The organism is Rhodobacter sp. JA431 (assembly GCF_900217725.1).
GTDB classification, from domain to species: domain Bacteria; phylum Pseudomonadota; class Alphaproteobacteria; order Rhodobacterales; family Rhodobacteraceae; genus Rhodobacter; species Rhodobacter aestuarii.
The window spans coordinates 248,658-275,614 of the sequence record NZ_OBMP01000001.1 but is presented as its reverse complement, the minus strand read 5'-3'; the positions used below and the strand labels follow the sequence as shown (position 1 = coordinate 275,614).

At 61.8% G+C, this 26,957-nt stretch carries 26 protein-coding genes; 15 read left to right on the top strand and 11 right to left on the bottom strand.

The genetic code is table 11. The annotated features are described in order from the left end of the window. The first annotated feature begins 38 nt into the window (after positions 1 to 38). Entirely contained in the window at positions 39 to 1,964 is a 1,926-nt protein-coding gene (gene dxs, locus CRO18_RS01055; RefSeq protein WP_097080759.1) for a 1-deoxy-D-xylulose-5-phosphate synthase, read from the top strand. Positions 1,965 to 2,073: 109 nt separating this feature from the next. Next, positions 2,074 to 2,676, top strand: coding sequence for a hypothetical protein (locus tag CRO18_RS01050; protein WP_097080758.1), 603 nt, complete (start codon positions 2,074 to 2,076; stop codon positions 2,674 to 2,676). A 3-nt stretch (positions 2,677 to 2,679) separates the two neighbouring features. Here CRO18_RS01050 and CRO18_RS01045 read toward each other — a convergent pair whose 3' ends face one another. Beyond that, the gene (locus CRO18_RS01045) at positions 2,680 to 3,321 is read right to left on the bottom strand and encodes a TetR family transcriptional regulator C-terminal domain-containing protein (protein WP_097080757.1); all 642 of its coding nucleotides are present in this window, start codon (positions 3,319 to 3,321) and stop codon (positions 2,680 to 2,682) included. Between the two features lie 174 nt (positions 3,322 to 3,495). Between CRO18_RS01045 and CRO18_RS01040 the strand changes: the two genes are divergently transcribed. The 8 genes from CRO18_RS01040 (at position 3,496) to aroC (ending at position 12,885) form a co-directional block, all read left to right on the top strand. Next, complete coding sequence (locus tag CRO18_RS01040; RefSeq protein ID WP_097080756.1) at positions 3,496 to 4,821, top strand: aspartate aminotransferase family protein; 1,326 nt, start codon at positions 3,496 to 3,498, stop codon at positions 4,819 to 4,821. Between the two features lie 236 nt (positions 4,822 to 5,057). Further along, positions 5,058 to 6,308 (top strand): Zn-dependent hydrolase, encoded by a 1,251-nt coding sequence (locus tag CRO18_RS01035; protein WP_097080755.1) that lies wholly within the window; start codon positions 5,058 to 5,060, stop codon positions 6,306 to 6,308. Between the two features lie 80 nt (positions 6,309 to 6,388). Then, positions 6,389 to 7,840 carry a dihydropyrimidinase gene (gene hydA, locus CRO18_RS01030; protein WP_097080754.1) on the top strand — a complete coding sequence of 484 codons (1,452 nt, stop codon included), beginning with the start codon at positions 6,389 to 6,391 and terminating at the stop codon, positions 7,838 to 7,840. A 21-nt stretch (positions 7,841 to 7,861) separates the two neighbouring features. Further along, positions 7,862 to 8,641, top strand: coding sequence for an ABC transporter ATP-binding protein (locus CRO18_RS01025; protein ID WP_097080753.1), 780 nt, complete (start codon positions 7,862 to 7,864; stop codon positions 8,639 to 8,641). A 260-nt stretch (positions 8,642 to 8,901) separates the two neighbouring features. Continuing rightward, positions 8,902 to 9,765, top strand: coding sequence for an ABC transporter permease (locus tag CRO18_RS01015; RefSeq protein WP_097080751.1), 864 nt, complete (start codon positions 8,902 to 8,904; stop codon positions 9,763 to 9,765). Beyond that, positions 9,762 to 10,610 (top strand): ABC transporter permease, encoded by an 849-nt coding sequence (locus tag CRO18_RS01010; RefSeq protein ID WP_097080750.1) that lies wholly within the window; start codon positions 9,762 to 9,764, stop codon positions 10,608 to 10,610. Before CRO18_RS01015 ends, CRO18_RS01010 begins: the two co-directional genes overlap by 4 nt. A 53-nt stretch (positions 10,611 to 10,663) precedes the next feature. Then, a complete protein-coding gene (locus tag CRO18_RS01005; RefSeq protein WP_076484246.1) occupies positions 10,664 to 11,644 on the top strand; it encodes an ABC transporter substrate-binding protein in 981 nt (326 codons plus the stop codon). 140 nt (positions 11,645 to 11,784) lie between these two features. Next, positions 11,785 to 12,885, top strand: a complete 1,101-nt coding sequence (gene aroC / locus CRO18_RS01000; protein ID WP_097080749.1) for a chorismate synthase — start codon at positions 11,785 to 11,787, stop codon at positions 12,883 to 12,885. Here the strand turns inward: aroC and CRO18_RS00995 are convergent. The 4 genes from CRO18_RS00995 to hisA all read right to left on the bottom strand — a co-directional run bounded on the left by CRO18_RS00995 (position 12,882) and on the right by hisA (position 15,224). Then, positions 12,882 to 13,178 carry a DUF1330 domain-containing protein gene (locus CRO18_RS00995; RefSeq protein ID WP_076484244.1) on the bottom strand — a complete coding sequence of 99 codons (297 nt, stop codon included), beginning with the start codon at positions 13,176 to 13,178 and terminating at the stop codon, positions 12,882 to 12,884. The two genes, aroC and CRO18_RS00995, sit on opposite strands and share 4 nt — an antisense overlap. 81 nt (positions 13,179 to 13,259) lie before the next feature. Then, positions 13,260 to 13,571, bottom strand: a complete 312-nt coding sequence (locus CRO18_RS00990) for a phosphoribosyl-ATP diphosphatase (protein ID WP_076484243.1) — start codon at positions 13,569 to 13,571, stop codon at positions 13,260 to 13,262. Beyond that, positions 13,568 to 14,329, bottom strand: coding sequence for an imidazole glycerol phosphate synthase subunit HisF (gene hisF / locus CRO18_RS00985; protein ID WP_097080748.1), 762 nt, complete (start codon positions 14,327 to 14,329; stop codon positions 13,568 to 13,570). Before hisF ends, CRO18_RS00990 begins: the two co-directional genes overlap by 4 nt. Positions 14,330 to 14,504: 175 nt before the next feature. After that, positions 14,505 to 15,224, bottom strand: coding sequence for a 1-(5-phosphoribosyl)-5-[(5-phosphoribosylamino)methylideneamino]imidazole-4-carboxamide isomerase (gene hisA / locus CRO18_RS00980; RefSeq protein ID WP_097080747.1), 720 nt, complete (start codon positions 15,222 to 15,224; stop codon positions 14,505 to 14,507). A 155-nt stretch (positions 15,225 to 15,379) separates the two neighbouring features. On the opposite strand from hisA, the gene CRO18_RS00975 reads away from it, so the two are divergent. Further along, positions 15,380 to 15,763, top strand: coding sequence for a DUF2147 domain-containing protein (locus CRO18_RS00975; RefSeq protein ID WP_076484240.1), 384 nt, complete (start codon positions 15,380 to 15,382; stop codon positions 15,761 to 15,763). A gap of 70 nt (positions 15,764 to 15,833) precedes the next feature. On the opposite strand, the gene ilvD is transcribed toward CRO18_RS00975, so the two are convergent. From ilvD to CRO18_RS00960, 3 genes are all read right to left on the bottom strand, one after another. Further along, positions 15,834 to 17,669 (bottom strand): dihydroxy-acid dehydratase, encoded by a 1,836-nt coding sequence (gene ilvD / locus CRO18_RS00970; protein WP_097080746.1) that lies wholly within the window; start codon positions 17,667 to 17,669, stop codon positions 15,834 to 15,836. 190 nt (positions 17,670 to 17,859) lie between these two features. Then, on the bottom strand, positions 17,860 to 19,038 hold the full coding sequence (locus tag CRO18_RS00965; RefSeq protein ID WP_212710043.1) for an acetyl-CoA C-acyltransferase: 1,179 nt from the start codon (positions 19,036 to 19,038) through the stop codon (positions 17,860 to 17,862). 11 nt (positions 19,039 to 19,049) lie between these two features. Further along, positions 19,050 to 19,817: a 3-hydroxyacyl-CoA dehydrogenase gene (locus CRO18_RS00960; RefSeq protein ID WP_097080744.1), complete on the bottom strand. Its 768-nt coding sequence runs from the start codon at positions 19,815 to 19,817 to the stop codon at positions 19,050 to 19,052. A 151-nt stretch (positions 19,818 to 19,968) separates the two neighbouring features. On the opposite strand from CRO18_RS00960, the gene ybaK reads away from it, so the two are divergent. The 3 genes from ybaK to CRO18_RS00945 all read left to right on the top strand — a co-directional run bounded on the left by ybaK (position 19,969) and on the right by CRO18_RS00945 (position 22,755). Then, positions 19,969 to 20,448, top strand: a complete 480-nt coding sequence (gene ybaK, locus CRO18_RS00955) for a Cys-tRNA(Pro) deacylase (protein ID WP_097080743.1) — start codon at positions 19,969 to 19,971, stop codon at positions 20,446 to 20,448. Between the two features lie 155 nt (positions 20,449 to 20,603). Then, the gene (locus CRO18_RS00950; protein WP_097080742.1) at positions 20,604 to 21,548 is read left to right on the top strand and encodes a lipid A-modifier LpxR family protein; all 945 of its coding nucleotides are present in this window, start codon (positions 20,604 to 20,606) and stop codon (positions 21,546 to 21,548) included. A gap of 130 nt (positions 21,549 to 21,678) precedes the next feature. Beyond that, positions 21,679 to 22,755, top strand: a complete 1,077-nt coding sequence (locus tag CRO18_RS00945; RefSeq protein WP_097080741.1) for a Hint domain-containing protein — start codon at positions 21,679 to 21,681, stop codon at positions 22,753 to 22,755. Here CRO18_RS00945 and CRO18_RS00940 read toward each other — a convergent pair whose 3' ends face one another. The 3 genes from CRO18_RS00940 to CRO18_RS00930 form a co-directional block, all read right to left on the bottom strand. Further along, positions 22,756 to 24,105 carry a peptidoglycan -binding protein gene (locus CRO18_RS00940; RefSeq protein WP_097080740.1) on the bottom strand — a complete coding sequence of 450 codons (1,350 nt, stop codon included), beginning with the start codon at positions 24,103 to 24,105 and terminating at the stop codon, positions 22,756 to 22,758. Further along, a complete protein-coding gene (locus CRO18_RS00935) occupies positions 24,106 to 25,299 on the bottom strand; it encodes a biopolymer transporter ExbB (RefSeq protein WP_097080739.1) in 1,194 nt (397 codons plus the stop codon). Between the two features lie 61 nt (positions 25,300 to 25,360). Next, positions 25,361 to 25,912, bottom strand: a complete 552-nt coding sequence (locus CRO18_RS00930) for a gamma-glutamylcyclotransferase (protein WP_097080738.1) — start codon at positions 25,910 to 25,912, stop codon at positions 25,361 to 25,363. Here CRO18_RS00930 and CRO18_RS00925 point away from each other — a divergent pair. After that, entirely contained in the window at positions 25,911 to 26,957 is a 1,047-nt protein-coding gene (locus tag CRO18_RS00925) for a DUF2125 domain-containing protein (protein WP_097080737.1), read from the top strand. The two genes, CRO18_RS00930 and CRO18_RS00925, sit on opposite strands and share 2 nt — an antisense overlap.

Below are 26,957 nucleotides of genomic sequence, written 5' to 3'. Positions count from 1 at the left end.
CATTTTTGATCAATACCAGCTCATCGGAGGACGCAGCCATGAGCGACACCCCTTCCCGCACCCCGTATCTTGACCGCGTGACCGGTCCGGCCGATCTCAAACCGATGAGCATTGCCGAGCTGACCGCCCTCGCCGGAGAGGTCCGCCGCGAAACCGTCGAGATCGTGAGCCAGACGGGGGGGCACCTTGGGTCATCGCTGGGCGTGATCGAACTCACCGTTGCGCTGCATGCCGTTTTCAATTCCCCCGGTGACAAGTTGATCTGGGATGTGGGGCACCAATGCTACCCGCATAAGATCCTGACCGGGCGCCGCTCGAAAATGTTGACCCTGCGCCAAGCCGGGGGCCTTTCGGGTTTCACCAAACGCTCCGAAAGCCCGCATGACCCCTTTGGCGCGGGCCATTCTTCGACCTCAATTTCCGCCGCACTTGGTTTTGCCGTTGGCCGTGAAGTGGGCCAGCCGGTGGGCGATGCGGTCGCGATTATCGGCGATGGCTCGATCACCGCAGGCATGGCCTATGAGGCGCTCAACCACGCGGGCCACCTCAAAACCCGGATGTTCGTCATCCTGAACGACAACGACATGTCGATTGCGCCGCCGGTGGGCGCGCTGAGCCGGTATTTGAACACGATCGGTCGTCAGGCGCCTTTTGCTGCGCTTAAAGCCGCCGCCGAAGGGATCGAAATGCATCTGCCCGGCCCGGTGCGCGACGGCGCCCGCCGTGCCCGCCAGATCGTCACCGCTATGCCCGGCGGGGCCACCTTCTTTGAAGAGTTGGGCTTTGATTACATTGGCCCGGTTGATGGCCATAACATGGATGAGCTGGTCGAGACGCTGCGCGTGGCGCGTGCCCGTGCCTCTGGCCCGGTTTTGATCCATGTGTGCACCACCAAGGGCAAAGGCTATGCGCCCGCGGAAGGTGCCGAAGACAAGCTGCATGGTGTCTCGAAATTCGATATCGAGACCGGCAAGCAGAAGAAATCGGTCGCGAATGCCCCGAACTACACCGCTGTTTTCGGTGAGCGTCTGACGGCAGAGGCTGCGCAAGACCCGCGCATTGTGGGGGTGACGGCGGCGATGCCCACTGGCACCGGGCTTGATGTGATGGGCAAGCGCTTCCCGAATCGCGTCTTCGACGTGGGGATTGCCGAACAACATGCCGTGACCTTCTCGGCGGCCATGGCGGCCTCGGGCCTCAAACCCTTTTGCGCGCTCTATTCGAGCTTCTTGCAGCGCGGCTATGACCAGATCGTGCATGATGTGGCTCTGCAAAATCTGCCGGTGCGCTTCATGATCGACCGCGCCGGGCTTGTGGGCCAAGACGGGGCGACCCATGCGGGCGCCTATGACGTGTCTATGCTCGCGAACCTGCCCAATTTCACGGTGATGGCCGCCGCAGATGAGGCGGAACTCTGCCATATGATCGTCACCGCCGTTGAACATGATGCCGGGCCTTTGGCACTACGCTATCCGCGCGGCGAGGGCCGTGGGGTGGACATGCCCGAACGCGGCGAAGTGCTTGAAATCGGCAAAGGCCGGGTTCTGCAAGAAGGCAGCGACGTGGCGCTTCTTTCCTATGGCGCGCATTTGTCTGAGGCGCTCAAAGCCGCAGGGATGCTTGCTGCGGATGGCGTTTCCGTCACTGTGGCCGATGCCCGCTTCGCGCGCCCGCTCGACACCGATTTGATCGATCGCCTGATCGACAGCCACCCGGTCTTTATCACGCTTGAACAAGGCGCGATGGGCGGCTTTGGCGCGATGGTCCTGCATTACCTTGCCCGCACTGGGCAACTCGAAAAAGGCCGCGCGATCCGCACCATGACGCTGCCCGATCATTTTGTCGATCATGGGTCTCCCGCTGAAATGTATGCCTGGGCGGGGCTCACGGCAGAGGATATTCGCAAGACCGCTCTTGGCGCTTTGCGCCCCAGCGCGGATGTGCATCAGCTTCACCGGGCCTAGCGAAAACACGCTGACCCGGAAGACAGGACTTGCCTTCGGGCGAACCGGCGTGTGACAGTCGGGTGGCATACCGTGCCGCCCGCACGGGTTCTCGCACCCGGATTTTGTCTTGAAGTTCCAGCAGGTTTATTATGTTGTCGACGACCTGCTCCGCATCCTCTGGATCGGCGGGGAATGGGACGATTTCGCCTTGGCCAATGCGGGATCGGGTGCGCGCGCGAATGGTGTTTTGTCGACGCGGCTTCTGGATCACGTCGCAGGTGCAACCACACGCAGTGCTTTGGCGGATCTGATTTCTGCGGTGCGGGAAGAGGCGCGGCCGCTTCGCCTTGATTACCGTTGCGATAGCCCGCAGATGCTGCGCCGGTTCCAATTGACAATCCAGCCGATGCGGGGCGAGCGGGTGCTTTTGGTGCATGATCTGCGGGATGCGCGCAGCTTCGAAGAGCCCTTGCCGCATTGGCATGCGGACCGCGCCGCAGATGCGCAGAAATGTTCTTTTTGTGGCGCAGTGCACCATCCATTGCGCACGGATCTTGAGGGCGTGTGGGCACCTCCCGAGGATTTGGGGGCCCAGCATCCCGAGGCGGTCTCCTATGTGATCTGCCCTAGTTGTTCCGCTGAGATCGAGGAATTGATCGCGAGCCTGCGCCAACATCGCGCGCCGCGCAGCCTTTCGACCGGCGGCTTTGGCCCGGCAGAAGAAGACTAAGCCCTAGGGCTTCAGCAGTCTTTCGAACATGGTTGTGAGGAAGGTTTCGGCTTCTGCGAACGGGTCGTGACCGGGGCCGAGGACGGCGCGGACTTGGACGTCGAAATCGGCGTAATGTTGGGTCAGTGCCCAGATCGAGAAAATCAGGTGATGCGGGTCAACCGGGGCGATTTGGCCCGCCTCCGTCCAGGCGCGGATGAGCGCGGCCTTTTCATCGACCAAGGCTTTGAGCTCCGTGCCCAGCATCGCCCCCATGCGCGGCGCGCCTTGCAAAATCTCATTGGCAAAGAGCCGGCTTTCGCGCGGCATCTCCCGGCTCATCGCAAGCTTGCGGCGCATGTAGCGCATCAGCTCTTCACGCGGATCGCCCGCGCCGGTCATTTCCCGCAGGGGGGCGAGCCAATCATCCAAAAGGCTGGTCAAAAGCGCGAGGTGGATCGCCTCTTTCGAGGGGAAATAATAAAGCAGATTGGGTTTCGACAACCCGGCCTCCGCGGCGATCTGGTCGAGCGTCGCGCCCCGGAAGCCCTGCGCCGAAAACACCTCCAAAGCCGCTTCCAAGATCGCCTCGGTGTTGCGCTGTTGAATGCGCGTGCGGGGCCGCGCCCCGCCCTTGCTGGCCCCGGTTGCCGTCTCTTCCGCCATGCTGTTCTGACCCTGCCCCTGTTTCCATTTTACTTTTCAACGGGGGCTTTGTGCCCCCGGCTGCGCGCCGCCGCTCACCCCCGCTTGACGCCGCGCGCGCCGATGTTAGCCTGCGCCTGACCGTGTGGTCAAACCGCCCGGATGCCCCACCCCCTCACTCGCATGGAGAGACCCATGGCGCTCGACCGCAAGACGCCCAATGATTTGAACGCATTCTGGATGCCCTTTACCGCCAACCGCCAATTTAAAAAGGCGCCGCGGATGTTTGTGGGTGCCAAAGACATGCATTACACGACCGCCGAAGGCCGCCAAGTGCTGGATGGCACCGCGGGGCTGTGGTGCTGCAACGCGGGCCATTGCCGCCCGAAAATCTCGGAAGCGATCGCCAAACAGGCAGTGGAGCTCGATTATGCCCCCGCGTTCCAAATGGGCCATCCGGCGGCGTTTGAGCTGGCCAACCGGATCATCGACATCGCGCCCGAGGGGATGGAGCATGTGTTCTTCACCAACTCCGGCTCGGAATCGGTCGAAACCGCGCTGAAGCTCGCCATTGCTTACCACCGCGCGCGTGGCGAAGGTGCCCGCACGCGGTTGATTGGCCGCGAGCGCGGCTATCATGGGGTGAACTTTGGCGGCATTTCGGTGGGCGGCATTGTCACCAACCGCAAGATGTTTGGCAGCTTGCTCAATGGCGTGGACCACCTGCCGCATACGCATTTGCCGGGCCAAAATGCCTTTTCGAAAGGCCAGCCGGAGCATGGCGCGACCCTCGCCGATGAGTTGGAGCGGATTGTTGCGCTGCATGGCGCGGAAACCATCGCCGCGGTGATTGTGGAGCCGATGGCGGGCTCAACGGGCGTGCTCTTGCCGCCCAAGGGCTATCTTGAGAAACTGCGCGCGATCACCCAAAAGCACGGCATCTTGCTGATCTTTGACGAGGTGATCACTGGCTATGGCCGTTTGGGCGCGCCCTTTGCCGCGCAGCATTACGGCGTGACGCCGGACCTCATGACCACCGCCAAGGGCCTGACCAACGGCGTTATCCCGATGGGCGCGGTGCTGACCTCGGCCGAGGTGCATGATGCCTTCATGCAAGGCCCCGAGCATATGATCGAGCTCTTCCACGGCTACACCTATTCGGGCAACCCGGTGGCCGCCGCGGCGGGCTTGGCGACGCTTGAGACCTATAAAGAAGAGGGCCTGTTCGAGCGCGCGGCGGAGCTTGCGCCTTACTGGCAAGAGGCGCTGCATTCGCTCAAAGGCACCCGCCATGTGATCGACATCCGCAACGAGGGGCTGATTGGCGCGGTGGAACTGGAGCCGATCGCGGGCGAACCGACGAAGCGCGCCTTCAGCGCCTTCCTCAAAGCCTATGAGAAAGGCATCTTGATCCGCACCACCGGCGACATCATCGCCATGTCGCCGCCGCTGATCATCGAAAAAACCCATATCGATACCCTCATCGGCACCCTCAAAGACGTCCTCGAAACACTCGACTGAGGTGGCTATCCCCCTTTAAATGCACAAAACCCCGGCAAATCTGCCGGGGTTTTTTGTGCTTGTGGCCTGCCTTGCCTATTTTTTGCGCATGCGACTGATTGCGCAGCGATATGCTGCGCTGCGTCATGGGAAGGTCATTGACCGGGGCGGTTGAACATGGCCTGTTTCCTCTGACCAATCGGTCAGAAAAGATTCGGCCAGAGGGCATAAGCCCCGCACCGGCAGGGAGAAAACAGATGTCTGCACCCGGAGAAAACCTCCGTATCGATTCCGCACGCCTTTGGGACAGCCTGATGCAGATGGCACAGATCGGCCCCGGCGTGGCAGGCGGCAACAACCGCCAGACCGTTACCGATTCCGATGCCGAAGGCCGCGCGCTGTTTAAGAAATGGTGCGATGAGGCCGGGCTGACGATGGGTGTTGATCAGATGGGCACGATGTTTATGACGCGGCCGGGTGAAGACCCGGATGCGCTGCCGGTCTATGTGGGCTCGCACCTTGATACGCAGCCCACGGGGGGCAAATTTGACGGGGTGCTTGGCGTGTTGGGTGCGCTTGAAGTGGTGCGCACGATGAATGATCGCGGCATCAAGACCAAGCATCCGATTGTCGTGACGAATTGGACCAATGAAGAAGGCGCGCGGTTTGCGCCCGCTATGCTCGCCTCGGGCGTTTTTGCGGGGATGCATACGCTTGAGTACGCCTATGGCCGCACCGATCTCGAGGGCAAGACCTTTGGCGCGGAACTGGAGCGCATCGGCTGGAAGGGCGAGGAAGAAGTCGGCGCGCGCAAGATGCATGCCTATTTTGAACTGCATATCGAGCAAGGCCCGATCTTGGAGGCCGAAGACAAGACCGTTGGCGTGGTGACCCATTGCCAAGGGCTTTGGTGGCTGGAATTCACGCTCACCGGCAAAGAAGCCCATACCGGCTCCACCCCGATGAACATGCGCACCAATGCGGGCCTTGCGATGGCGCGCATTCTGGAAATGGTGCAAGAGGTGGCGATGGCGGCCCAGCCCAATGCCGTGGGCGGCGTGGGGCAGATGCAATTCAGCCCCAATTCGCGCAACGTGCTGCCGGGGACGGTGGTCTTTACCGTCGATATTCGCACCCCCGATCAAGAGAAACTTGACCGGATGCGGGCCGAGATTGAGACGCGCGCGGCCGAAATTTGCGCCGAGTTGAACGTGGGCTGTGCGGTGGAACCCGTGGGCCATTTTGACCCGGTGACCTTCACGCCGGAACTGGTGGAGCGGGTGCGCAGCGCGGCGGAAAAACTGGGCTATACGCATCGCGACTTGGTCTCGGGCGCGGGCCATGATGCTTGCTGGGCGGCCAAAGTTGCGCCGACCACGATGGTCATGTGCCCCTGTGTCGATGGGCTCAGCCATAACGAGGCTGAAGACATCAGCCCCGAATGGGCGACGGCGGGCACCGATGTGCTCTTGCATGCAGTGCTTGAGACTGCCGAAGTCGTCGAATAACCAGCATCCGGGGGGCAGCCCCCGGAGCTTCCCAAGAATATTTGAACAAAGTCGAAGGCCGGACCTTCAGGGAGTGTCCCATGAGCACAGTCATCAAAAACGGAACCATCGTCACTGCCGATCTGACCTATAAGGCCGATGTCTTGGTGGAAGGCGGGCAGATTGCCGCCATTGGCCAAGGCCTTGTGGGCGATGAGGTGATTGACGCTACGGGCTGCTATGTGATGCCGGGCGGGATTGACCCGCATACCCATCTTGAGATGCCCTTCATGGGCACCTATTCGGCCGATGACTTTGAAAGCGGCACCCGTGCGGCTTTGGCGGGCGGCACCACGATGGTGATCGACTTTGCGCTGCCCGCGCCGGGGCAGGGGCTCTTGGATGCGATCAAGGTCTGGGACAACAAATCCACCCGCGCGCATTGCGACTATTCCTTCCACATGGCGATCACTTGGTGGGGCCAGCAAGTGTTTGAGGAAATGCCGAAAGTGGTGGAGCATGGCATCACCTCGTTCAAGCATTTCATGGCCTATAAAGGCAGCCTGATGGTGAACGATGATGAGATGTTCGCCTCCTTCAAGCGCTGCGCCGAACTGGGCGCGGTGCCGATGGTGCATGCTGAAAACGGCGATATCGTCGCGGAAATGTCCACCAAGCTGTTGGCAGAGGGCAATAACGGCCCCGAGGGCCATGCCTATTCGCGGCCCTCTCAGGTGGAGGGCGAGGCGACCAACCGCGCGATCATGATCGCCGATATGGCAGGCGTGCCACTTTATGTGGTGCATACCTCCTGTGAAGAGGCGCATGAAGCCATTCGCCGCGCGAAAATGAACGGCAAGCGCGTTTGGGGAGAGCCGCTTATTCAGCACCTCACGCTCGATGACAGCGAATATTTCAACCAAGATTGGGACCATGCCGCGCGGCGCGTGATGAGCCCCCCCTTCCGCGATAAAAAGCACCAAGACAGCCTCTGGGCCGGTTTGGCTTCGGGCACGCTGTCTTGTGTGGCCACCGACCACTGCGCCTTCACCACCGAACAAAAACGCTATGGTGTTGGCGATTTCACCAAAATCCCGAACGGCACCGGCGGGCTTGAAGACCGTCTGCCGATGCTCTGGACCTATGGCGTCGGCACGGGCCGGATCACGATGAACGAGTTTGTCGCCGTGACCTCGACCAATATTGCCAAGATCATGGGCATGTATCCCAAGAAAGGTGCGGTGCTCGTTGGCGCCGATGCCGATTTGGTGGTTTGGGACCCGGAAGCCTCGAAAACGATCTCCGCCAGTGCGCAGCAATCGGCGATTGATTACAACGTCTTTGAGGGCAAAGAGGTCAAAGGCCTGCCGCGCTATACGCTGAGCCGCGGCGTGGTTGCTGTGGCCGAGGGTAAGGTACAAAGCCGCGAAGGGCATGGTGAGTTTGTTGCCCGCGAACCGATGGGCGCGGTCAACAAGGCGCTCTCTACGTGGAAGGAACTCTCTGCGCCGCGTCCGGTGGTGCGGGCAGGCATTCCGGCCTCGGGCGTCTAAGAAAAAGGACAAAAGCCAACGATGCGCAGCCCAGTGATCGACGCCAAAGACCTCAACCTCATTTTTGAGACGAATGACGGCCCCGTGCAGGCGCTCAAAGATGTGAACCTGTCGATTGAGCGGGGCGATTTCGTCTCATTCATCGGCCCCTCGGGCTGCGGCAAAACCACTTTCCTGCGCTGCATCGCGGCGCTGGAACACCCGACTTCGGGCAGTTTGACGGTGAATGGCATTTCGCCGGAGGAGGCGCGCAAGGCGCGCAGCTATGGCTATGTATTCCAAGCCGCCGGGCTCTACCCTTGGCGCACCATTGCGGGAAATGTGAAACTTCCGCTGGAAATCATGGGCTATACGCAGGCAGATCGAGAGGCACGTGTTGAAAAAGTGCTCTCGCTGGTGGACCTGCAAGGCTTTGCGAAAAAGTTCCCGTGGCAGCTTTCGGGCGGCATGCAGCAACGCGCTTCAATCGCGCGGGCGCTGGCTTTTGATGCCGATATTTTGCTGATGGATGAGCCTTTCGGCGCGCTGGATGAGATCGTCCGTGATCGGCTGAATGAGGAGCTTCTCAAGCTTTGGGCCACAACGGGCAAGACGATTGGCTTTGTCACCCATTCGATCCCCGAGGCGGTCTATCTCTCCACTAAGATCGTGGTGATGTCGCCGCGTCCGGGCCGGATCACGGATGTGATCGAAAGCACGCTGCCGAAAGAGCGCCCGCTCGATATTCGCGACAGCGCAGAGTTTTTGGCGATTGCGCATCGGGTGCGCGAGGGCCTGCGCGCGGGGCATGCCTATGATTAAGGTTTTGCGCGGAACGCAGACGGGGAGAGGACGGGGGCACCTCCTCCTTTTCGGGCTCTTCACGGGTTTCGGGGTGATTGGGGCGCTCCCCCTCGCCGTATTTTTCGCAGCTGCGGCAGGAGATTTCTTCAATCAGCACTGCGCGCAGTTTGGGATGAGCGTTGGAAACTGCTCGGATGCGCGCGATGTCATGCTGACCAGCGGCGGGTTGATGGTCTTGCCTCTCGCGGCGCTTGTGATCGGTCTTCGGGGGACGTGGCATGGCTAAGCTTCTCTCCATTCTCACCGTGCTCGCCGCGATTGTGGTGATTTGGTATGCGGGTGCCGTTAGGCTCAACAGCCAATGGACCTATGATCAAGCTGCCCGCGCGGGCGTTGAGGTCAGCTTCTCGGAAATGGTCTCCGATACGCTGACCCAAGACCGCCCGGTTCTGCCCGCGCCGCATCAGGTGGCCAAGGGGCTTTGGGACGGCATCGCCGGGCAAAAGATCACCTCCAAGCGTAGCTTGGTTTATCATGCTTGGATTACCTTCTCGGCCACGATGGCGGGCTTTGGCTTGGGCACGATCGCGGGAATTTTGCTGGCCGTCGGCATTGTGCACAGTCGCGCGATGGATATGAGCGTGATGCCTTGGGCGATTGCGAGCCAAACGATCCCGATCTTGGCGATTGCGCCGATGGTGATTGTGGTGCTCGCTTCGCTCGGGATTAAGGGGATGCTGCCGAAGGCGATTATCGCGGCCTATCTGAGCTTCTTCCCGGTGCTGGTGGGTATGGTGAAGGGGCTGCGTGCGCCCGATGCGATGCAGCTTGATCTCTTGCGCACCTATAATGCCTCGGATGCGCAGGGCTTTTGGAAGCTGCGCCTGCCTGCCTCGATGCCCTATCTTTTTGCCTCGCTGAAGGTGGGCATCGCCGCAGCACTTGTCGGCACAATCGTGGCCGAACTGCCTGCGGGCGCGACGCAGGGGCTTGGCGCCCGGCTGCTCTCGGGCAGCTATTACGGGCAAACGATCCAAATCTGGGCCGCGCTCTTTGGCGCCGCCATTCTGGCCGCGCTTTTGGTGCTGGTCGTTGGGGTGGTGGAGCGCATCACGCTGAAACGCAAGGGGATGGCACAATGAGCGCGGTCGGATGGGGGGCCATCGTCTTCTGGTGCGCCGCATGGGCCGCGAACTCGTTCTTGGCCAACCGCTACCCGAAAGCGGGCTGGGTCAAGGCGCTGGTGCCCACGCTTTTTGGCATCACGCTTTTGGTGCTGTGGCAGGGGCTGGTGCGGGGGCTCAATGTGAGCCCGGTGATCTTGCCCGCACCCACCGATATTGCCACCGCCATTGGCGCGAATATCCCGCTTTTGTGGGGCGATTTTAGCCAAACAATCCTGAAAGGCGCGCTTGCGGGGTATCTGATTGGCTGCGGCGCGGCGATTGTGGTGGCCGTGCTGGTGGACCGTTCGCCATTTTTGCAACGGGGGCTGTTGCCGGTGGGCAATTTCGTCGCTGCGCTGCCCATCGTTGGGATCGCGCCGATCTTGGTGATGTGGTTTGGCTTTGATTGGCAATCCAAAGCTGCCGTGGTGGTGGTGATGGTCTTCTTCCCGGTCTTGGTGAACATGGTCGCGGGCCTCGCCGCGACTGATGCGCTCAGCCGCGATCTGATGGCCACTTGGTCGGCCTCTTACCCGCAGGCACTGGTGAAATTGCGCCTGCCTGCCGCGCTGCCGTTTTTGTTCAACGGGCTGAAAATCGCCACCACGCTTGCGCTGATTGGCGCGATCGTGGCGGAGTTCTTTGGCTCGCCCACCCGTGGCATGGGGTTCCGTATTTCCACCGCTGTGGGCCAGCTTGATCTGCCGCTGGTCTGGGCCGAAATTACCGTAGCGGCTTTGGCCGGTTCGGGGTTCTATGGGCTTATTGCCATGATCGAGAAGGCCGCAACCTTCTGGCACCCGTCGCAACGCGGCAAGTAAAGAAATCAACCAACCGGGCGCAAAGCTCGGGTCCAACAGAGAGAGTGTGAACCATGAAAAAACTGATGCTGGGGGCCGCCGCCCTTGCGCTGATGGCCGGTGGCGCGCAAGCGGAATCGGTGAAACTGCAACTCAAATGGGTGACCCAAGCCCAGTTCGCGGGCTACTATGTCGCCGCCGAAAAAGGCTATTATGAAGAAGAAGGGCTTGATGTCGAAATCCTGCCCGGCGGCCCTGATATCGCGCCCGAGCAGGTGATTGCGGGCGGTGGCGCCGATGTGATCGTCGACTGGATGCCCGCCGCTTTGGCCGCGCGTGAAAAGGGGCTGGGGCTTGTGAACATCGCTCAACCGTTCAAGCATTCGGGCATGATGCTGACCTGCCTCGCCGAAAATGGCATCACCTCGCCCGAGGATTTCAAAGGCAAGACGCTCGGCGTTTGGTTCTTTGGCAACGAATACCCGTTCCTGAGCTGGATGTCGAAACTCGGCATCCCGACCGATGGCTCTGAGGGCGGCGTGACCGTGCTCAAGCAAGGTTTCAACGTCGATCCGCTGTTGCAAAAGCAAGCGGCTTGTATCTCCACCATGACCTATAACGAATATTGGCAGGTGATCGACGCGGGCATCTCGGCCGATGACCTTGTGACCTTCAAATATGAAGACGAGGGCGTCGCCACGCTCGAAGACGGGCTTTACGTGATGGAAGATCGTCTGGCCGATCCGGCATTTAAAGAAACGATGGTCAAATTCGTGCGCGCTTCGATGAAGGGCTGGAAAGACGCCGAAGCGAACCCGGATGAAGCCGCGATGATCGTGCTCGACAATGACGAGACCGGCGCGCAAACCGAACAGCATCAAAAGCGCATGATGGGCGAAGTGGCGAAACTGACCGCTGGCTCGAACGGCGCGTTGGATGTGGCGGACTATGAGCGCACGGTGGCGACGCTTCTGGGCGGCGGCTCTGACCCGGTCATCACCCAAGAACCCTCGGGCGCTTACACGCTCGAAATCACCGACGCGGCGCTGCAATAAGCATTCGCGTGATCGTTTAGGGAAGGGCGCCTGTGGGCGCCCTTTTCCTTTGCGGCGGGGCCTTGCGCGCGCGGCTGCGCCACTTTCCGCCTTTATCCGCGCGGCCCCATAGCTTATGGCAAAGCCAAAGGGAGGCGGTCATGAGCTACAACACCTTCGGTCATCTGTTCCGGGTCACCACTTGGGGCGAAAGCCACGGGCCTGCGCTTGGCGCGACGGTGGATGGCTGCCCGCCCGGCGTCGAGATCTCCGAAGAGTTCATCCAGGTCTTCTTGGATCGTCGCCGCCCCGGCCAATCGAAAATGACCACCCAGCGGCAAGAGCCCGACCGGGTGCGTATCTTGTCGGGCGTTTTCGAAGGCCGCTCGACCGGCACGCCGATCCAATTGATGATCGAAAACACCGATCAACGCTCCAAAGACTACGGCGAGATTGCGCGGCAGTTCCGCCCCGGCCATGCCGATATCACCTATCACCAGAAATACGGTATCCGCGATTATCGCGGCGGCGGGCGCTCGAGCGCACGCGAAACGGCGGCACGTGTCGCGGCGGGCGGCGTGGCGCAGGCGGTGCTGAATGCGCTGGTGCCGGAACTGACCATCACCGGCTATATGGTGCAGATGGGTGAAAAGCACCTTGATCGCAGCAAATTCGATGCGGGTGAGATTTTGAACAACCCGTTCTTCCTGCCCGATGCGAGCGCGGTGGCGGAGTGGACCGAGTATCTTTCGGCGCTGCGCAAAGGCCAAAACTCGGTCGGGGCCGCGGTTGAGGTGGTGGCGACGGGCTGCCCTGTGGGGCTCGGCGCACCGATCTATGCTAAGATGGACAGCGATTTGGCCGCCGCGATGATGACGATCAATGCCGTGAAAGGCGTGGAAATCGGCGAAGGCATGGCCGCGGCGGCGCTTACCGGCACCGAAAACGCCGATGAGATCGTGATGGGGCCGAACGGGCCGGAATATCTGTCAAACCACGCGGGTGGGATTTTGGGCGGCATCACCACCGGGCAACCGATTGTGGTGCGTTTCTCGGTGAAGCCGACCTCCTCAATCCTGACGCCGCGCCGCTCGATCAACACGGCGGGTGAGGCGGTAGAAGTGGTCACCCAAGGCCGCCACGACCCCTGCGTCGGCATTCGTGCCGTGCCGGTGGCCGAGGCGATGATGGCCTGTGTGATTTTGGATCACCTGCTCATGGATCGCGCGCAAACCGGCGGTCAGCGCGGGCAGATCGGCTAACCGAGCCAGCCCTCGACAATGCAAAGATCGGCTTCCGAAATCGGCGTGCGCAGTGACAGCGCATGCTGATATTCGGGGCTGAGGTAGCACGCGCGCGCCGCTTCGAGTGACGGAAATTCAATCACCACGGTGCGCGGGCGCAGATCCCCCTCAACCACTTCCATCTCGCCGCCGCGCACCAAAAACTTGGCGCCATATTTCTCAAACGCGGCGGCATTGGCGGTGCGATAGGCCTGATAGCCTTGGGGATCGTCCACTGTCACATGGCCGATCCAATAGCCTTTAGCTGTCATGCGGTTCCCCTTCCCCTTTCACGCAGCCTGCGAGGGAAGGGGGGATTCGGCAAGTCTTTTGAAGGGGCTGGCGCGCGACGCTCAGCCGCGCGCGGCTTTTTCCGCAATACCCGAGGTGCCCTCGCGCCGTTCAAGCTCGGCCAGCACCTCATCCAAAGGAATATCCCGCGCGGCCAGCATCACCACAAGGTGGTAAAGCACATCAGCAGCTTCATAAACGAGGTTCTCGCGGTCGTTTTTGGCGGCGGCAATGATCGCTTCCACCGCTTCTTCGCCAAATTTCTCGGCGCATTTTTCGGGGCCTTTGGCGAAGAGCTTCGCGGTCCACGAACTGTCCGGGTCCGCGCCTTTGCGCGATTCAACCGTGGCGGCAAGGCGGGAAAGCGTGGTCATGAAAGCCTCATCGGGATGCCGGCGGCGGCCATATGGGCTTTGGCCTCGCCAATCGTGTAAGTGCCGAAATGGAAGATCGAGGCGGCGAGCACAGCGCTTGCATGGCCCTCGGTCACGCCTTCAACCAAGTGATCAAGCGTACCCACGCCGCCAGAGGCAATCACCGGCACATCCACCGCATCGGCAATCGCGCGGGTGAGCGGCAAGTTAAAGCCCGCCTTGGTGCCGTCGCGGTCCATTGAGGTGAGCAAAATCTCCCCCGCGCCTTTGGCGACCACGGTGCGGGCAAATTCCACCGCATCAATGCCCGTGGGCTTGCGCCCGCCATGGGTGAAGATCTCCCACCGGCCCGGCTCGACGGTTTTGGCATCAATCGCGCAAACGATGCATTGCGCGCCAAAGCGGTCGGCGGCTTCGGCGATCACATCGGGGTTCGCGACGGCGGCGGAGTTAAAGCTGACCTTATCGGCCCCCGCCAAAAGCAGTGCGCGCACATCTTCATGGGTGCGCACCCCGCCACCTACCGTCAGCGGCATGAAGCATTGCTCGGCGGTGCGGGTCACCAGATCGAACATCGTGCCACGGTTTTCATGCGTGGCGTGAATATCAAGAAAACAGAGCTCATCCGCGCCTGCCGCGTCATAGGCCTTCGCGGCCTCGACCGGGTCGCCTGCGTCGATCAGGTTGACGAAGTTCACGCCTTTGACCACGCGGCCATCGGCCACGTCGAGGCAGGGGATGATACGCGTTTTGAGCATGGAGAGACTCCTTTGCAGCCTTACTAGCGGGCAGCGTGCAGGAAGCCAAGAAGAAGGGGCGCTCTGGACCCTTCGCGCCCCCGTGGACATTTGCGCAAAGTTGAAACGGAAAAGCTTCCGGTCTTCGACTTTGTCCAAATATCTCGGGGGTCTGGGGGCAGCGCCCCCAGCCTTTTTACGCTTTCAATGCGGCCAAAGCCTGCGTCAGATCGAGTGCGCCGTCATAAATCGCGCGGCCCGAGATCGCGCCCGCAATCACGCCGGTGTCGCGCAGGGCGATCAGGTCGGGCAGCGACGAAACGCCGCCCGAGGCGATAACGGGGATCGAAACCGCCCGCGCCAGCGCTTCGGTCGCCTCGATATTCGGGCCAGTCATCGCGCCATCGCGCATGATATCAGTGTAAATGATCGCCGCCACGCCGGCATCTTCAAAGCTTTGCGCAAGGTCGGTCACCATCACATCGGTTTCCTCGGCCCAGCCTTTGGTGGCCACTTTGCCGCCGCGCGCATCAATCCCCACCGCCACTTGGCCGGGGAAGGCTTTCGCCGCCTCGCGCACGAGCGCGGGGTTCTCCACCGCCACGGTGCCCAAGATCACGCGCGAGAGGCCCTTGGAAAGCCAGCGTTCAATCGTCGCCATATCGCGGATGCCGCCGCCAAGCTGTGCGGGCACTTTGATCCGCGCCAAGATCGCCTCGACCGCCGCGCCGTTCACCGGCGCGCCCGCGAAAGCGCCGTTCAGGTCCACCAGATGCACCCATTCGCAGCCCGCAGCCTCAAACTTTGCCGCTTGCGCTGCCGGGTCATCGCCAAAGACCGTGGCCTTATCCATCTCGCCATGCAGCAGCCGCACGCATTGGCCATCTTTAAGGTCGATTGCCGGGTAAAGGATCATCACGGGCTCCTGTCTGTGGCGGGGTTGTGCGCCTCTTGCCATGCGCGGGGGCGCTTGCCAAGACGTCTCAACGCCACGTCGCGCCGCGATATCGGGCTTGCGCGGACACCACTTTGATGGCGCAATGGCCCCAGCGAAAGCGGGAGGAGAGAGGAATGAAATCCATTTTGATGGCGGGGGTGTTATGCCTTTTCGCCGGGGCTGCGCTGGCCGACCCGATTGAAGGGCTGTGGAAGACACAGCCGGATGACGGGGCCTATGCCCATGTGAAGATTGCGCCCTGCGGCGCGGCCTATTGCGGCACGATTGTCAAAAGCTTCAACGCGGATGGGGAATATCAATCCCCGAATGTCGGCAAGCAGATCGTGATCGACATGGTGCCTGCGGGGGGCGGTAAATATGAGGGCAAGGTCTGGCGGCCCTCGAACAACAAAATTTACATCGGGAAAATTGCGCTTTCGGGCGCATCGATGAAGCTTTCGGGCTGCGTGGCCGGGGGGCTCATTTGCGCCAAGCAAAACTGGAGCAAGGTGCAGTAACGCATTGCCCGTTATCCAAAACAAAAGGCCCCGCTTTGGCGGGGCCTTTTCATCATTCGTAGGCTTAGCCTTATTTCGGCAAAATCCGCACGCCGCCTTTCGCCGCCGAAGAGGCCAGAAGCGCGTAAGCCTTGAGCGCGGTCGACACGGCACGGGTGCGCGGCGCGGCGGGTTTCCACGGCAGCGGGCCTTTGGCGGCGCGGCGCGCTTCCAGCACATCATCGGCTACGGCCAGTTGGATGGTGCGGTTCGGGATGTCGATCTCGATCATATCGCCGGTTTCAACAAGGCCGATCAGCCCGCCTTCTTCGGCTTCGGGCGAAACGTGGCCAATCGACAAGCCCGAGGTGCCACCCGAAAAACGGCCATCGGTCAGTAGGGCGCATTTTTTGCCCAAGCCTTTGGATTTGAGGTAGCTCGTCGGGTAGAGCATTTCTTGCATGCCCGGCCCGCCGCGCGGCCCTTCAAAGCGGATCACCACCACATCGCCCTCGGTCACCTTGCCGGTCAGAATGCCGGAAACGGCATCATCTTGGCTTTCAAAGACTTTGGCCTTGCCCGAGAATTTCAGGATCGAGTCGTCCACGCCTGCCGTTTTCACGATGCAGCCGTTGAGCGCGATATTGCCAAAGAGCACCGCCAAACCGCCATCTTTGGAATAGGCATGCTCAGCCGAGCGGATCACGCCGGTTTCGCGGTTGCGATCCACCTCTTTATAGCGGTTTTGCGTCGAGAACGCCTCGGTCGTGCGCACACCACCCGGCGCGGCGCGATAGAAGCTATCCACCGCCGGGTCATTGGCGGTCATCACATCCCATGTGGCGATGGCTTCGCCCATCGAGCTGCTGTGCACGGTGCCGCAATCGGCATGCAACAGGCCCGCGCGATTCATCTCGCCCAAGATCCCCATGATGCCACCGGCGCGGTGCACATCTTCCATATGCACATGCGAGACGGCGGGCGCGACCTTGCACAAAACCGGCACTTTGCGCGACAGGCGGTCGATATCGTCCATGGTGAAATTCACCTCGCCCTCATAGGCGATGGCGAGCAGGTGCAGCACGGTGTTGGTGGAGCCGCCCATCGCGATATCAAGGCTCATCGCGTTTTCAAACGCTTCAAAGGTGGCGATGTCGCGCGGCAGGAGGCCCGCTTCCTCGCCTTCGTAATGGCGCTTGGTGATCTCAACGATCTTGCGACCCGCTTCCAAGAACAGCTCTTTGCGGTCGGCGTGGGTGGCGAGCATCGAGCCGTTGCCCGGCAGCGCCAGACCCAGCGCCTCGGCCAAGCAGTTCATCGAGTTTGCGGTGAACATGCCCGAGCAGGAGCCACAGGTCGGGCAGGCGGCGCGCTCAATCTCGGCCACTTGCTCATCGGTGTATTTGTCGTCGGCGGCAGCGACCATCGCGTCGATCAGGTCGATGTCATGGGCGATCACATCGGGGTTGATCTTGCCCGCTTCCATCGGCCCGCCCGACACGAAGATCACCGGAATGTTCAGCCGCATCGCGGCCATCAGCATGCCGGGGGTGATTTTATCGCAGTTGGAAATGCACACCATCGCATCGGCGCAATGGGCATTGACCATATATTCGACGCTGTCAGCGATCACCTCGCGCGAGGGGAGCGAATAAAGCATGCCGTCATGCCCCATCGCGATCCCGTCATCGACGGCGATCGTGTTGAATTCTTTCGCAACGCCGCCTGCCGCTTCAATCTCGCGCGCAACCATCTGGCCAAGGTCCTTCAGGTGGACGTGGCCGGGCACGAATTGCGTGAAAGAGTTGACGACCGCAATGATCGGCTTGCCGAAATCGCCATCTTGCATCCCGGTCGCGCGCCACAGGCCACGGGCACCGGCCATGTTGCGGCCATGGGTCGATTTGCGGGAACGATAATGCGGCATGGGATCCTCCGGGCGGCATGAATTGCAGCCCTTCTAGCGCAGGGTGTTACCGAATGCCAATGGCGAAGCCTTGCAATATTGCTTGATCGCGCGGGGTGGCGGACATTTCATTGCCGCTTGGCAGGGATGCGGGATAGAATCGGCCAGGCCTGCCTCGCAAGGCCGGAGGGAAGCCCCCGGCTGTCATGCGTTACATCAACTCCACCGCCATCGCCGTTGCTTCGCCGCCGCCGATGCACAGCGTTGCGACGCCGGTTTTCAGCCCATGCGTTTTCAGCGCGGCCAGAAGCGTCACCAGCACCCGCGCGCCAGAGGCGCCGATTGGGTGGCCAAGTGCGCAGGCCCCGCCGTGGATGTTGACCTTATCATGCGGCAGATCAAGCGCCTGCATGGCCGCCATCGCGACCACGGCAAAAGCCTCGTTCACCTCGAAAAGGTCCACCTTGGCCAGATCAAGATCAAGCTTGGCCGAAAGCGTTTTCAGCGCGCCAATCGGCGCGGTGGGGAAGAGGTTTGGCTTATCGGCATGGGTGGCATGGCCTAGCACACGTGCAAGCGGGGTGAGGCCACGCTTTTCCGCCTCAGAGGCGCGCATCAGCACCAGCGCCGCCGCGCCATCGGAGATGGAGGAGGAATTTGCCGCCGTCACCGTGCCATCCTTGCGGAAGGCGGGTTTGAGGGTGGGAATTTTATCGAGTCGCGCTTTGCCGGGTTGTTCATCCTCCGCCACCACCGTCTCGTCCTTGCGAGTGGAAAGCGTGACCGGGGCAATCTCGCCCACGAAATGCCCCGTTTCAATTGCGGCCTGCGCGCGGGTGAGCGAGGTGATCGCATAGGCATCCTGCGCCTCGCGGGTAAAACCAAAACTCTCCGCGCAATCCTCGGCATAGGTGCCCATGAGGCGGCCCTGTTCATAAGCGTCTTCAAGCCCATCAAGGAACATGTGATCCATCACCTGCCCGTGGCCGATCCGGTAGCCGCCGCGCGCTTTAGTCAACAGGTAAGGGGCATTGCTCATGCTCTCCATCCCGCCTGCGAGCACGACTTGCGCCGAGCCTGCCGCCAAGAGATCATGGCCGAACATCGCGGCCTTCATACCCGAGCCGCACATCTTGTTGATGGTGGTGCAGCCGGCAGACAGCGGCAGCCCCGCGCCAAGGCTGGCTTGCCGGGCGGGCGCTTGGCCTTGGCCTGCGGGCAAAACGCAGCCCATGATCACCTCTTCCACCGCTTCAGAGGCAAGGCCTGCGCGGGCCACAGCAGCCTCAATCGCCACGCGCCCCAAATCGGCGGCGGTCACATCACTCAATGCGCCTTGAAAGCCGCCCATCGGCGTGCGTGCCATGCCAACGATCACAATCGGGTCCATCTTTGCCTCCGTCATTTCGCGGCCATGCGCAGCGCGCCATCAAGCCGGATCACTTCGCCATTGAGCATCTGGTTTTCACAAATATGGCGCACCAAAGCGGCATATTCTGCAGGGTCGCCCAGCCGTGGCGGGAAGGGGACCGAGGCCCCCAAACTGTCTTGCACCTCTTGCGGAAGCCCCGCCATCATCGGGGTATGGAAAATCCCCGGGGCCACGGTGACAACGCGAATGCCATGGCGGGCCAATTCGCGCGCGGCGGGTAGCGTGAGTGCGGCAACGCCCCCCTTAGAGGCCGCATAGGCCGCTTGGCCGATCTGCCCGTCAAAAGCGGCGATCGAGGCGGTGTTGATAATCACGCCCCGCTCGCCACCGGGGCCGGGGGCGTTGCGCGCCATCGCCTCTGCCGCAAGGCGCAGCATGTTGAACGTGCCCACAAGGTTGATTGAAATCGCGCGGGCAAAGCTTTCGAGCCGATGCGGCCCCTCGCGGCCCAAAATCTTTTCGCCCGGCGCAACGCCTGCGCAATTGACCAGCCCGTCAAGCCGCCCGAACGTGTCTTGCGCCAAGGTGATGGCGGCTTGGCCATCCGCCTCTTGCGTGACATCTGCGCGGCGAAAGCGGGCCTTGGCACCCAATTCCTCCGCGGTGGCCATGCCTGCTTCGGCATTGATATCGACCAAAATCACCGCGCCGCCAGCATCTACGACCATCCGGGCCACAGCCGCGCCCAGCCCCGAGCCGCCGCCGGTGATGGCGAAGACTTTGCCTTCGATCTGCATGTTGTCCTCCTTGGGCCTCTCCCTTGCCCTAAGGTCAAACTTATCGGGGTGACCGCGTGAGGCAACGGGGAAGGGCGCGCCGCGACGCAACGGAATTTCGCCCGTTGACCGCATGAGGGGCGCGGGGCAGAACGGCGCAAAGGAGCATGTCATGAGCACAGCCACCCCCGCCACCCGCGCGCTAGAAGCCGCGAAAATCCCGTTTGAGCGGCTCGAATATGACTATGTGGCGGGCCAAGACAAAATCGGCCTGCATGCCGCGCAGGCGATTGGGGCGGACCCGGCGCAGGTGCTTAAAACGCTGATGGTTGAGGTGGATGGCAGGCCTGCCTGTGCGGTGATCCCGTCTGATGCACAACTCTCGATGAAAAAGGTGGCGGCGGCCTTTGGCGGCAAAGCGGCGGTGATGATGGCCCCTGATAAGGCCGAGCGGTTGACGGGCTTTCATGCCGGGGGCATTTCGCCCTTTGGGCAAAAGAAGCGCGTGCCTGTGGCGTTTGAAGAAAGCGCGCTGGGCGCGGCCCTTGTGGTGATCAATGGCGGCAAACGCGGCCTGATGGTGCGATTGGCGCCTGAAGATGCGCTCAATGCCTCGGGCGGGGGCGCGAAAGCGTTGATCGCGGCCGGCTAGCCCGGCCTAACGCCTCGCCAAAGCGTGACTTTTTCGCCGCGCCAAGGCGCAGCGCCGCGGCGTATGCCCCATTTCTGCCGAATTCCCTTGCGAAGACGCGGTAACGAGTGATTAACCACGCCCGCCTTGGGCCAAGACAAGATTACAGGACTGACATGCTGCCCCGACTTTGTGCCACGCTACGCGATATTGCCGCAGTTTCTCTTTTGGCAGGGGCGTTTTGCAGCGGCCTTAACTCCGCCGCGCAGGCCGAGCCGCGCCAAACTCTGGGGTTCGGGCATTTCCTGAACAATGACGCCATCGGCGACGGGCAAGACCGGTGGCAAAGTGGCTCTTACACGATGTCATGGCTGCGGGGGCCGGGCTGGGAAGACACCCTGCCCGCGAAACCTTTTGAGGTGCTGGAATACCGGCTGAGTGGCGCGATTGTGGCCCCTGCGGATTTGCATAAACCCGCTGCGGGGGATCGGCGCTACGTCGCAAAGTCGATGTGGTCGGTGCATACCCCCTTCGCGCCGCGCCCGGGGCTTGAGGCAGATTTGGGGCTGGGGCTCGTTTGGATCGGGCCCTCGAACGGGCTCTCGCAGTTCCAAGACTTCATCCACAAATCTTTGTCGATCAGCCGCCCGGTCGCGGCACTGAACCAATTGCCCGATCATGTCTATCCGGTGGTGACGGCGGAAGTGGCGCATCCCATCGCGCTGGGCGGGGCGGAATTGCGCCCCTTCATGGCGGTGCGCGCGGGGGATGAAAGCCTCGTGCGCGTGGGGGCCGATCTGGCTTTCGGCGCGCGGGAGCGCGGTGCGCTGTGGCTGCGCGATGAGGTGACGGGGCAGCGTTATGTCGGGGTGTCTGGCCAGCAAGAAGGTGGCACAAGCTTTGTGATTGGCGGCGATATCGCGCATGTCTTTGACAGCTACTATTTCCCCGAAGCCGATGGCGTTGCGTTTGAGCCGGTGCGCAAGCGGGTACGCGCGGGTGTCACCACCCGGATCGGCAGCCTTGGTGTCTTTTATGGTGCCACTTGGCTTTCCGAAGAGTTTAAGGGCCAGCCCGAGGGGCAGGTCGTGGGCTCAATGCGGTTTCGGCTGAATTTTTAAGCCGGTTTCTGCCTTTTGGCCTATGCCCCTTGAAGACAAAGGGGATTTTCAAGCCGAATCACCCGTGTTACCGTGATCAATAATCAAGGGTCAGAAGGCCCATATAAAAACGGCACGGGACATACAGGCAATGCAACCGGGTTATCTCGGAACCTTCGTCATATCTTGGGCACAGACGGAGATTGATGGCACCTTCGCGGCGCCGATAGAGGCCCTTTCGACGGGGGCCTGTTGGCGCTGGACGGGCGAGGCGGTAAGGGTCGATGGCCCTTCGGCACCGCTGTTACTCACGGGAGCGGAGGGCGCAGCCGATGTGCGGCTGCGCGCGGCGCGTGTGGTGCGCAGGCTTTTGGGCGCTGCGATGGACGAGGGCGGCGCCGGGGCTGATGCGCTTTTGGCGCGAGACAGAACGCCCGATCTTCCCGATCAAAGTTTCACCATCACCGATGGGATCGAGGCTTATGTTGTCACCTTGATCGAATTGCCTGAGGCGCAGGCGCGGCTTTTGATGTTTTCGGGCCGCGTGCCGCCGCGCGATACGGATTTGTGGCTGGTGGAAAGCACCGTCGATACGCGGCCCGAGGCGCTGCGTCTGCCCGAGCCGGGGGTGATTTGCTTTACTCCGGGCACCTTAATCGACACGCCCGATGGCAAACGCCCGGTTGAGGCCCTGCGCCCGGGGGACAAGGTGTTCACCCGCGATGACGGCGTGCAGGCGCTGCAATGGATCGGTTCGCGGCGGATGAGTGGGGCGCGGCTCTATGCTTTGCCGCATCTGCGCCCGGTGCGGATTAGGGCGGGTGCTTTTGGCATGGATCGACCCGAGGGGGATCTGCTGGTTTCGCCGCAACACCGCATGCTGATCAAAGGCCCTGCTGCGCGTGCGCTTTTCAATGAAAGCGAAGTGCTGGTGCAGGCGCTTGATCTGGTCAATGGCAGTTCTGTGCGTATCGAGCACAGCCTGCCCGAGGTGCATTACATTCACCTGATGTTTGAGCGCCATCAGGTGCTTTGGGGGAATGGGGTGGAGACCGAAAGCTTCCATCCGGCCTCGACTGCCTTCGATATGATCGACCCGGCGCAGCGCAACGGCCTGTTGCAGCTTTGTCCCGGGGCGCAAAACGACCCGCTCAGCTATGGGGCATTTGCGCGGCGCGCGCTGACCCCGTCAGAGGCGGCGATTTTGCGCCACGATCTGGCGGCCTGATCAGCGCTCGGTCAGCTTAAGTTCAATGCGGCGGTTTTGGGCGCGGGCCTCCTCGCTTGTGCCCTCCGCCACCGGACGAAACTCGCCAAAGCCCGCCGCGGCAAGACGCTTGGGCTCAAAGCCTTGGGTTGTGATGAGAAAGCGCACGACCGATAGCGCGCGGGCCTGCGACAGTTCCCAATTGTCTTTGAACTCGCCAAGGCCAGAAAGCGGCGTGTCGTCAGTAAAGCCATCGACTTCTAGCACCCAGTCGATTTCTGGCGGGATTTCATTGGCCAATTCGCGGAAAGTCTCGGCGACACGGGCAATTTGCGCTTGGCCCTCGGGGGCTAAATCGGCAGAACCTGGTTCGAACAGCACTTCCGAGGAGAAGACAAATCGGTCGCCCACCACCCGCACGCCCGCGCGGCCATCAAGCAGTTGCGACATGCGGCCAAAGAATTCAGAACGGTAGCGGGCAAGGTCTTTCGCCTCGGCTTCGGCGCGTTTGCGGGCTTCTTCTTCCAAAGCGGCGCGGCGCTTTTGTTCGGCGGCGACTTGGGCAAGGGCCGCGTTCAACTGGCTCCCCAAAGCTTCCACCTGAACTTTGGCGGCAGTGTCTTTGGCTTTGGCTTCATCTAGCACCGCCTGCAGATCGGCCAATTGGCCGCGCAGCGCCGCAATTTGCTGGTTTAACAGCGCCACCTGTTCGGCATTGCGGTCGGCCTCCGCGCGGGTCTCTGTCAGCTTTTGCTCGGCAAGCGCTTTGAGCGCGGCTTCTTTCTCGGCTTCGCTCAGTTGCACATCCAGTTTCTGTTCCAGATCGGCTTTTGCGGCTTCGGCGGCAGCAAGCAGGGTCAGCGTTTCTTCGGCTTTCTTGCGCGCGGCCTCTAAGTCGAGCCGCGTGCTGGCAAGTGCGGTTTCAGAGGCTTTGAGATCGGCCTGAAGGCCAGAGATTTGTGCGGCGCGATTTGCCAACTGGGTGTTGCGGTCGGCGAGTGCCGCTTCTTGCTCGGCAATTGTTGCCCCTTGCGCGGCGATCTGTGCGCGCGCGGCTTCGGCATCGGCCAAAAGACCCGAAACTTGCAGTTCATAAGCCGAAATCTGTGCCCCTGCGGCCTCCAACCGCCCGGTGAGTTCGGCGGTCTTGCTCTCCTCAAGCGACAACGCCTGCGCCAAGCTTGCCACCTGCGCTGCCAAGGCGGATAGCTCATGATCTTTGGTCGTGATCGTGTCGCGCAACATGGATTGCACGATCATGAAAATCGAGATCACGAAAAACAACACCATGAGCAGCGCGGCCATCGCATCGACAAAGCCGGGCCAGACGTTGGTGGAAAAGCGCGCGCTGCGGCGGGCCGAAAGTGCCATTTAGCCCTCCGAACGGCTGCGCGACAGGATCGCCCGGGTCAGCGCGGCAAAGTCATTGCGCAATTCGGCCATGCTTTCTTGCCGCCCCGCGGCCATTTCTTCCAAAAGCCGCGACATCTGAATGTCGATCGAGCGCAGGCGCATGCGCATTTCGCCATCCACCTCAGACTCTTGCGCGGCGCGAGCTTGCGAGGTGAGCGCCTCAAGCGCGGTCACGAGCCGGTCTTGCCCCGCTGCCATTTGTGCGAGCGATTGGCTTTGCGTGGCACGGTTTTCTAGATCGGCCGCCATCTGCCCCGCAAAATCGGCAAAGGCATGGGACAGATGCGCAAGCTGCGTTTCGGTTTGCGCGCGGGCATGTTCCGCGCGCGTGAAAAGCGTTTGCAGCGCATCCATCTGCTCGGACATGTGATCAAGGATCTCGGCCATTGCCGAGCCCTCGCCGCTATCGCCCTCTGCCGCTGCGAAGCTCAGCCGGGTGATCGAGGAAATCCATTCCTCCAACTCGCGGTAAAAGCGGTTTTGGCCATGGGTCACGAAGAGTTCGAGCATCCCCACCACCAGCGATCCCGCAAGACCAAGGAGCGAGGAGGAAAACGCCGTGCCCATGCCGCCAAGCTGACCCTCAAGCCCGCCCATCAGCCGCTCAAACACCGCTGTTGCGCTTTCGCCCGGTTGCGGGGCGAGCGCGCGGATCGTTTCCACCACGCCCGGCACAGTGGTCGCGAGCCCGTAGAAGGTGCCCAGAAGGCCAAGGAATATCAGAAGGTTAGAGAGATAACGCGTGATGTCGCGGGCTTCATCAATCCGGGTGCCGACCGATTCCAAGATCGAGCGCGCGGCGGAGGTGGCGATAGAACGGGTTGAGCCGCGCGCGCCCAAGAGCGCGGCAAGGGGGGCCAGCATTTGTGGCGCTTTATACTGCGGGCGACCGGGGCGATCTGCGGCGAAGCTTTCGATCCAACTCACCGCTTTGATCAATTGCGCGACCTGCCAAAAACAGGTGACGATCCCGGCCGCGAAAACGGCGAAAATCACCCCGTTGAGCCATGGGTTGGATTGGAAGATTGCGGAAATCGGCCCGTAAGCGAACCAGCCCCCCGCGCCAACAAGCGCCAGCACGGCCAGCATCGAGGCCACTTGCCGGACGGGTTGCGAGAACTGCGGGGCCTGGGGCCGGGCCGGTGCGCGCATGATATGCCTCTTTGCCTGCTCTTAGCAAGAGGATATGCCGCAGACCGCCCCCTGCCAAGGGTCAGCCGATCAGCGCACGCACCCGTGTTGCCAGCGCCACAAGGTCCTCATCTTCAAGCCCCCATTCGGCCAGATGGGCTGCGGTGTTAAAGAGGTAATCGCGGTTTGGCCCGCGCCCGCCCACGGCAGTGGCAATGATCTGCGCCTGTTCCTCGGCCCCGATCTGGCAATATTGCGGCCCGGCGCGGTCGATCACATAGGTGACGGTCTCGACTTCACGGCCATCTTGCAAGGTGACGGGAAGGCGCTTTTCCAGATAGGCGTCCGAAACCAATTCCCGCGCGCGGGTCTCGGCCAGAACCGCCTCACGGTCCTCTTCGGCCACGCGCAAAGCCACGCCCCAGCAATGCGCGCCGGGTTGGGCATCAAGCGCGAGCACAAGACCGGGCTTTTCGACGGTGCCGCGAAAATGGATCGAGCGCATGCAAAAGCTGCGATGCCAGCCATCAAGCCGCGCGGGGACCGCTTCGGTGGGTGTAAAGCCCGGGTCCCAGACCAAGGAGCCATAGCCAAAGATCCACAGCGGAGTGGTATGGTCATTGGGCTTGGTCATGTGCTGGCTCTCCTTCGCGGCGGGGCATAAAGTGATTGGGCAGTTTTGGGAAGGGGTGGCGATGCGGATCTGGCTTTGGGCGATTGTGGCAGCGGGGCTGGCCGGGGCCGTCAGTTGGGGGGGGAGCGCCGCGCTGGTTGCAGGCGCGCGGACGGGCTTTGCCGAAATCGCGGCGCAAGGGCAGGGCAGCGTTGAGGACGTTTCTGCGAAGGGTTTCCCACTTGCGATTGGCGCGCGTGCGCAGGGGGTGCGCCTGACCGATCCAGCGCAAGGTTTTGCGTGGACTATCCCTGAGCTTACGCTCTCAGCCCCGCTTTGGGCGCCGCTGACGTGGCGCGTCGATTTAAGCGCGCTGCAAGATATCACCGTGGGCGGGGTGCCCTTTACGCTCACGACAGATCAGGCCTTCGCGCGTGTGTCCTTTGGTGCGGGGCGTGATCTGCCGCTGCGTGGTGGTGCGGTGCGGATCACGAATGCCAGTTTGGAAATGGTGGTCGCGTCGATCCCGTCATTTTCGGTTACCGCGTTTGAGCTTGTGGCGCAAGCTGGGGATGCGGAGGGGCGCTATCAGATTAAAGGCGGAGCAGAGGCGCTTACTTTGCCGCCGCAACTCATCGCCACGCTCGCGCCGCAGGCGGGTTTTCCGGCCACGGTAGAACAGCTCTCCGTCGCGGGGCAACTTGGGTTTGCCGAGCCGCTTGCGGTGTTGAAGGATACCCCGCCAATTCTGCAAGTGCTTGATCTCGAAAAGGTCGCGCTTTCATGGGGCGGGCATCGCTTGGCGGTTTCCGGGGCGCTGACCCTCTCGCCCGCAGGCGAGCCCGAAGGCACGCTTACTTTGGCGGTATCGGATTGGCAAAACTGGCTCGCACTTGCGCAAGGGGCGGGACTGGTGCCGCAAGAACGGTTGCCGATGGTGCAAGCCTTTGCCCAAGGGCTGGCCAATCAAAGCGCAGATGGCGTGATCCGCTTACCGCTCAGCTTTGCGGGCGGGCTGATGTTCTTTGCGGGTTTGCCACTGGGCCCAACGCCGCGCCTGCGCTAA

What these genes read in the sequence shown, in the direction of transcription:
- CRO18_RS01035 (WP_097080755.1), top strand. Translation starts at nt 5,058, where the DNA reads ATGTCTGCACCCGGAGAAAACCTCCGTATCGATTCCGCACGCCTTTGG.
- dxs (WP_097080759.1), top strand. Translation starts at nt 39, where the DNA reads ATGAGCGACACCCCTTCCCGCACCCCGTATCTTGACCGCGTGACCGGT.
- CRO18_RS00940 (WP_097080740.1), bottom strand. Translation starts at nt 24,105, where the DNA reads ATGGCACTTTCGGCCCGCCGCAGCGCGCGCTTTTCCACCAACGTCTGG.
- CRO18_RS00945 (WP_097080741.1), top strand. Translation starts at nt 21,679, where the DNA reads ATGCAACCGGGTTATCTCGGAACCTTCGTCATATCTTGGGCACAGACG.
- CRO18_RS00950 (WP_097080742.1), top strand. Translation starts at nt 20,604, where the DNA reads ATGCTGCCCCGACTTTGTGCCACGCTACGCGATATTGCCGCAGTTTCT.
- CRO18_RS00960 (WP_097080744.1), bottom strand. Translation starts at nt 19,817, where the DNA reads ATGCAGATCGAAGGCAAAGTCTTCGCCATCACCGGCGGCGGCTCGGGG.
- aroC (WP_097080749.1), top strand. Translation starts at nt 11,785, where the DNA reads ATGAGCTACAACACCTTCGGTCATCTGTTCCGGGTCACCACTTGGGGC.
- CRO18_RS00930 (WP_097080738.1), bottom strand. Translation starts at nt 25,912, where the DNA reads ATGACCAAGCCCAATGACCATACCACTCCGCTGTGGATCTTTGGCTAT.
- hisF (WP_097080748.1), bottom strand. Translation starts at nt 14,329, where the DNA reads ATGCTCAAAACGCGTATCATCCCCTGCCTCGACGTGGCCGATGGCCGC.
- hydA (WP_097080754.1), top strand. Translation starts at nt 6,389, where the DNA reads ATGAGCACAGTCATCAAAAACGGAACCATCGTCACTGCCGATCTGACC.
- CRO18_RS00925 (WP_097080737.1), top strand. Translation starts at nt 25,911, where the DNA reads ATGTGCTGGCTCTCCTTCGCGGCGGGGCATAAAGTGATTGGGCAGTTT.
- hisA (WP_097080747.1), bottom strand. Translation starts at nt 15,224, where the DNA reads ATGATCCTTTACCCGGCAATCGACCTTAAAGATGGCCAATGCGTGCGG.
- CRO18_RS01015 (WP_097080751.1), top strand. Translation starts at nt 8,902, where the DNA reads ATGGCTAAGCTTCTCTCCATTCTCACCGTGCTCGCCGCGATTGTGGTG.
- ybaK (WP_097080743.1), top strand. Translation starts at nt 19,969, where the DNA reads ATGAGCACAGCCACCCCCGCCACCCGCGCGCTAGAAGCCGCGAAAATC.
- CRO18_RS01010 (WP_097080750.1), top strand. Translation starts at nt 9,762, where the DNA reads ATGAGCGCGGTCGGATGGGGGGCCATCGTCTTCTGGTGCGCCGCATGG.
- CRO18_RS01025 (WP_097080753.1), top strand. Translation starts at nt 7,862, where the DNA reads ATGCGCAGCCCAGTGATCGACGCCAAAGACCTCAACCTCATTTTTGAG.
- CRO18_RS00935 (WP_097080739.1), bottom strand. Translation starts at nt 25,299, where the DNA reads ATGCGCGCACCGGCCCGGCCCCAGGCCCCGCAGTTCTCGCAACCCGTC.
- CRO18_RS01045 (WP_097080757.1), bottom strand. Translation starts at nt 3,321, where the DNA reads ATGGCGGAAGAGACGGCAACCGGGGCCAGCAAGGGCGGGGCGCGGCCC.
- CRO18_RS01005 (WP_076484246.1), top strand. Translation starts at nt 10,664, where the DNA reads ATGAAAAAACTGATGCTGGGGGCCGCCGCCCTTGCGCTGATGGCCGGT.
- CRO18_RS00965 (WP_212710043.1), bottom strand. Translation starts at nt 19,038, where the DNA reads ATGGACCCGATTGTGATCGTTGGCATGGCACGCACGCCGATGGGCGGC.
- CRO18_RS00975 (WP_076484240.1), top strand. Translation starts at nt 15,380, where the DNA reads ATGAAATCCATTTTGATGGCGGGGGTGTTATGCCTTTTCGCCGGGGCT.
- ilvD (WP_097080746.1), bottom strand. Translation starts at nt 17,669, where the DNA reads ATGCCGCATTATCGTTCCCGCAAATCGACCCATGGCCGCAACATGGCC.
- CRO18_RS00990 (WP_076484243.1), bottom strand. Translation starts at nt 13,571, where the DNA reads ATGACCACGCTTTCCCGCCTTGCCGCCACGGTTGAATCGCGCAAAGGC.
- CRO18_RS00995 (WP_076484244.1), bottom strand. Translation starts at nt 13,178, where the DNA reads ATGACAGCTAAAGGCTATTGGATCGGCCATGTGACAGTGGACGATCCC.
- CRO18_RS01040 (WP_097080756.1), top strand. Translation starts at nt 3,496, where the DNA reads ATGGCGCTCGACCGCAAGACGCCCAATGATTTGAACGCATTCTGGATG.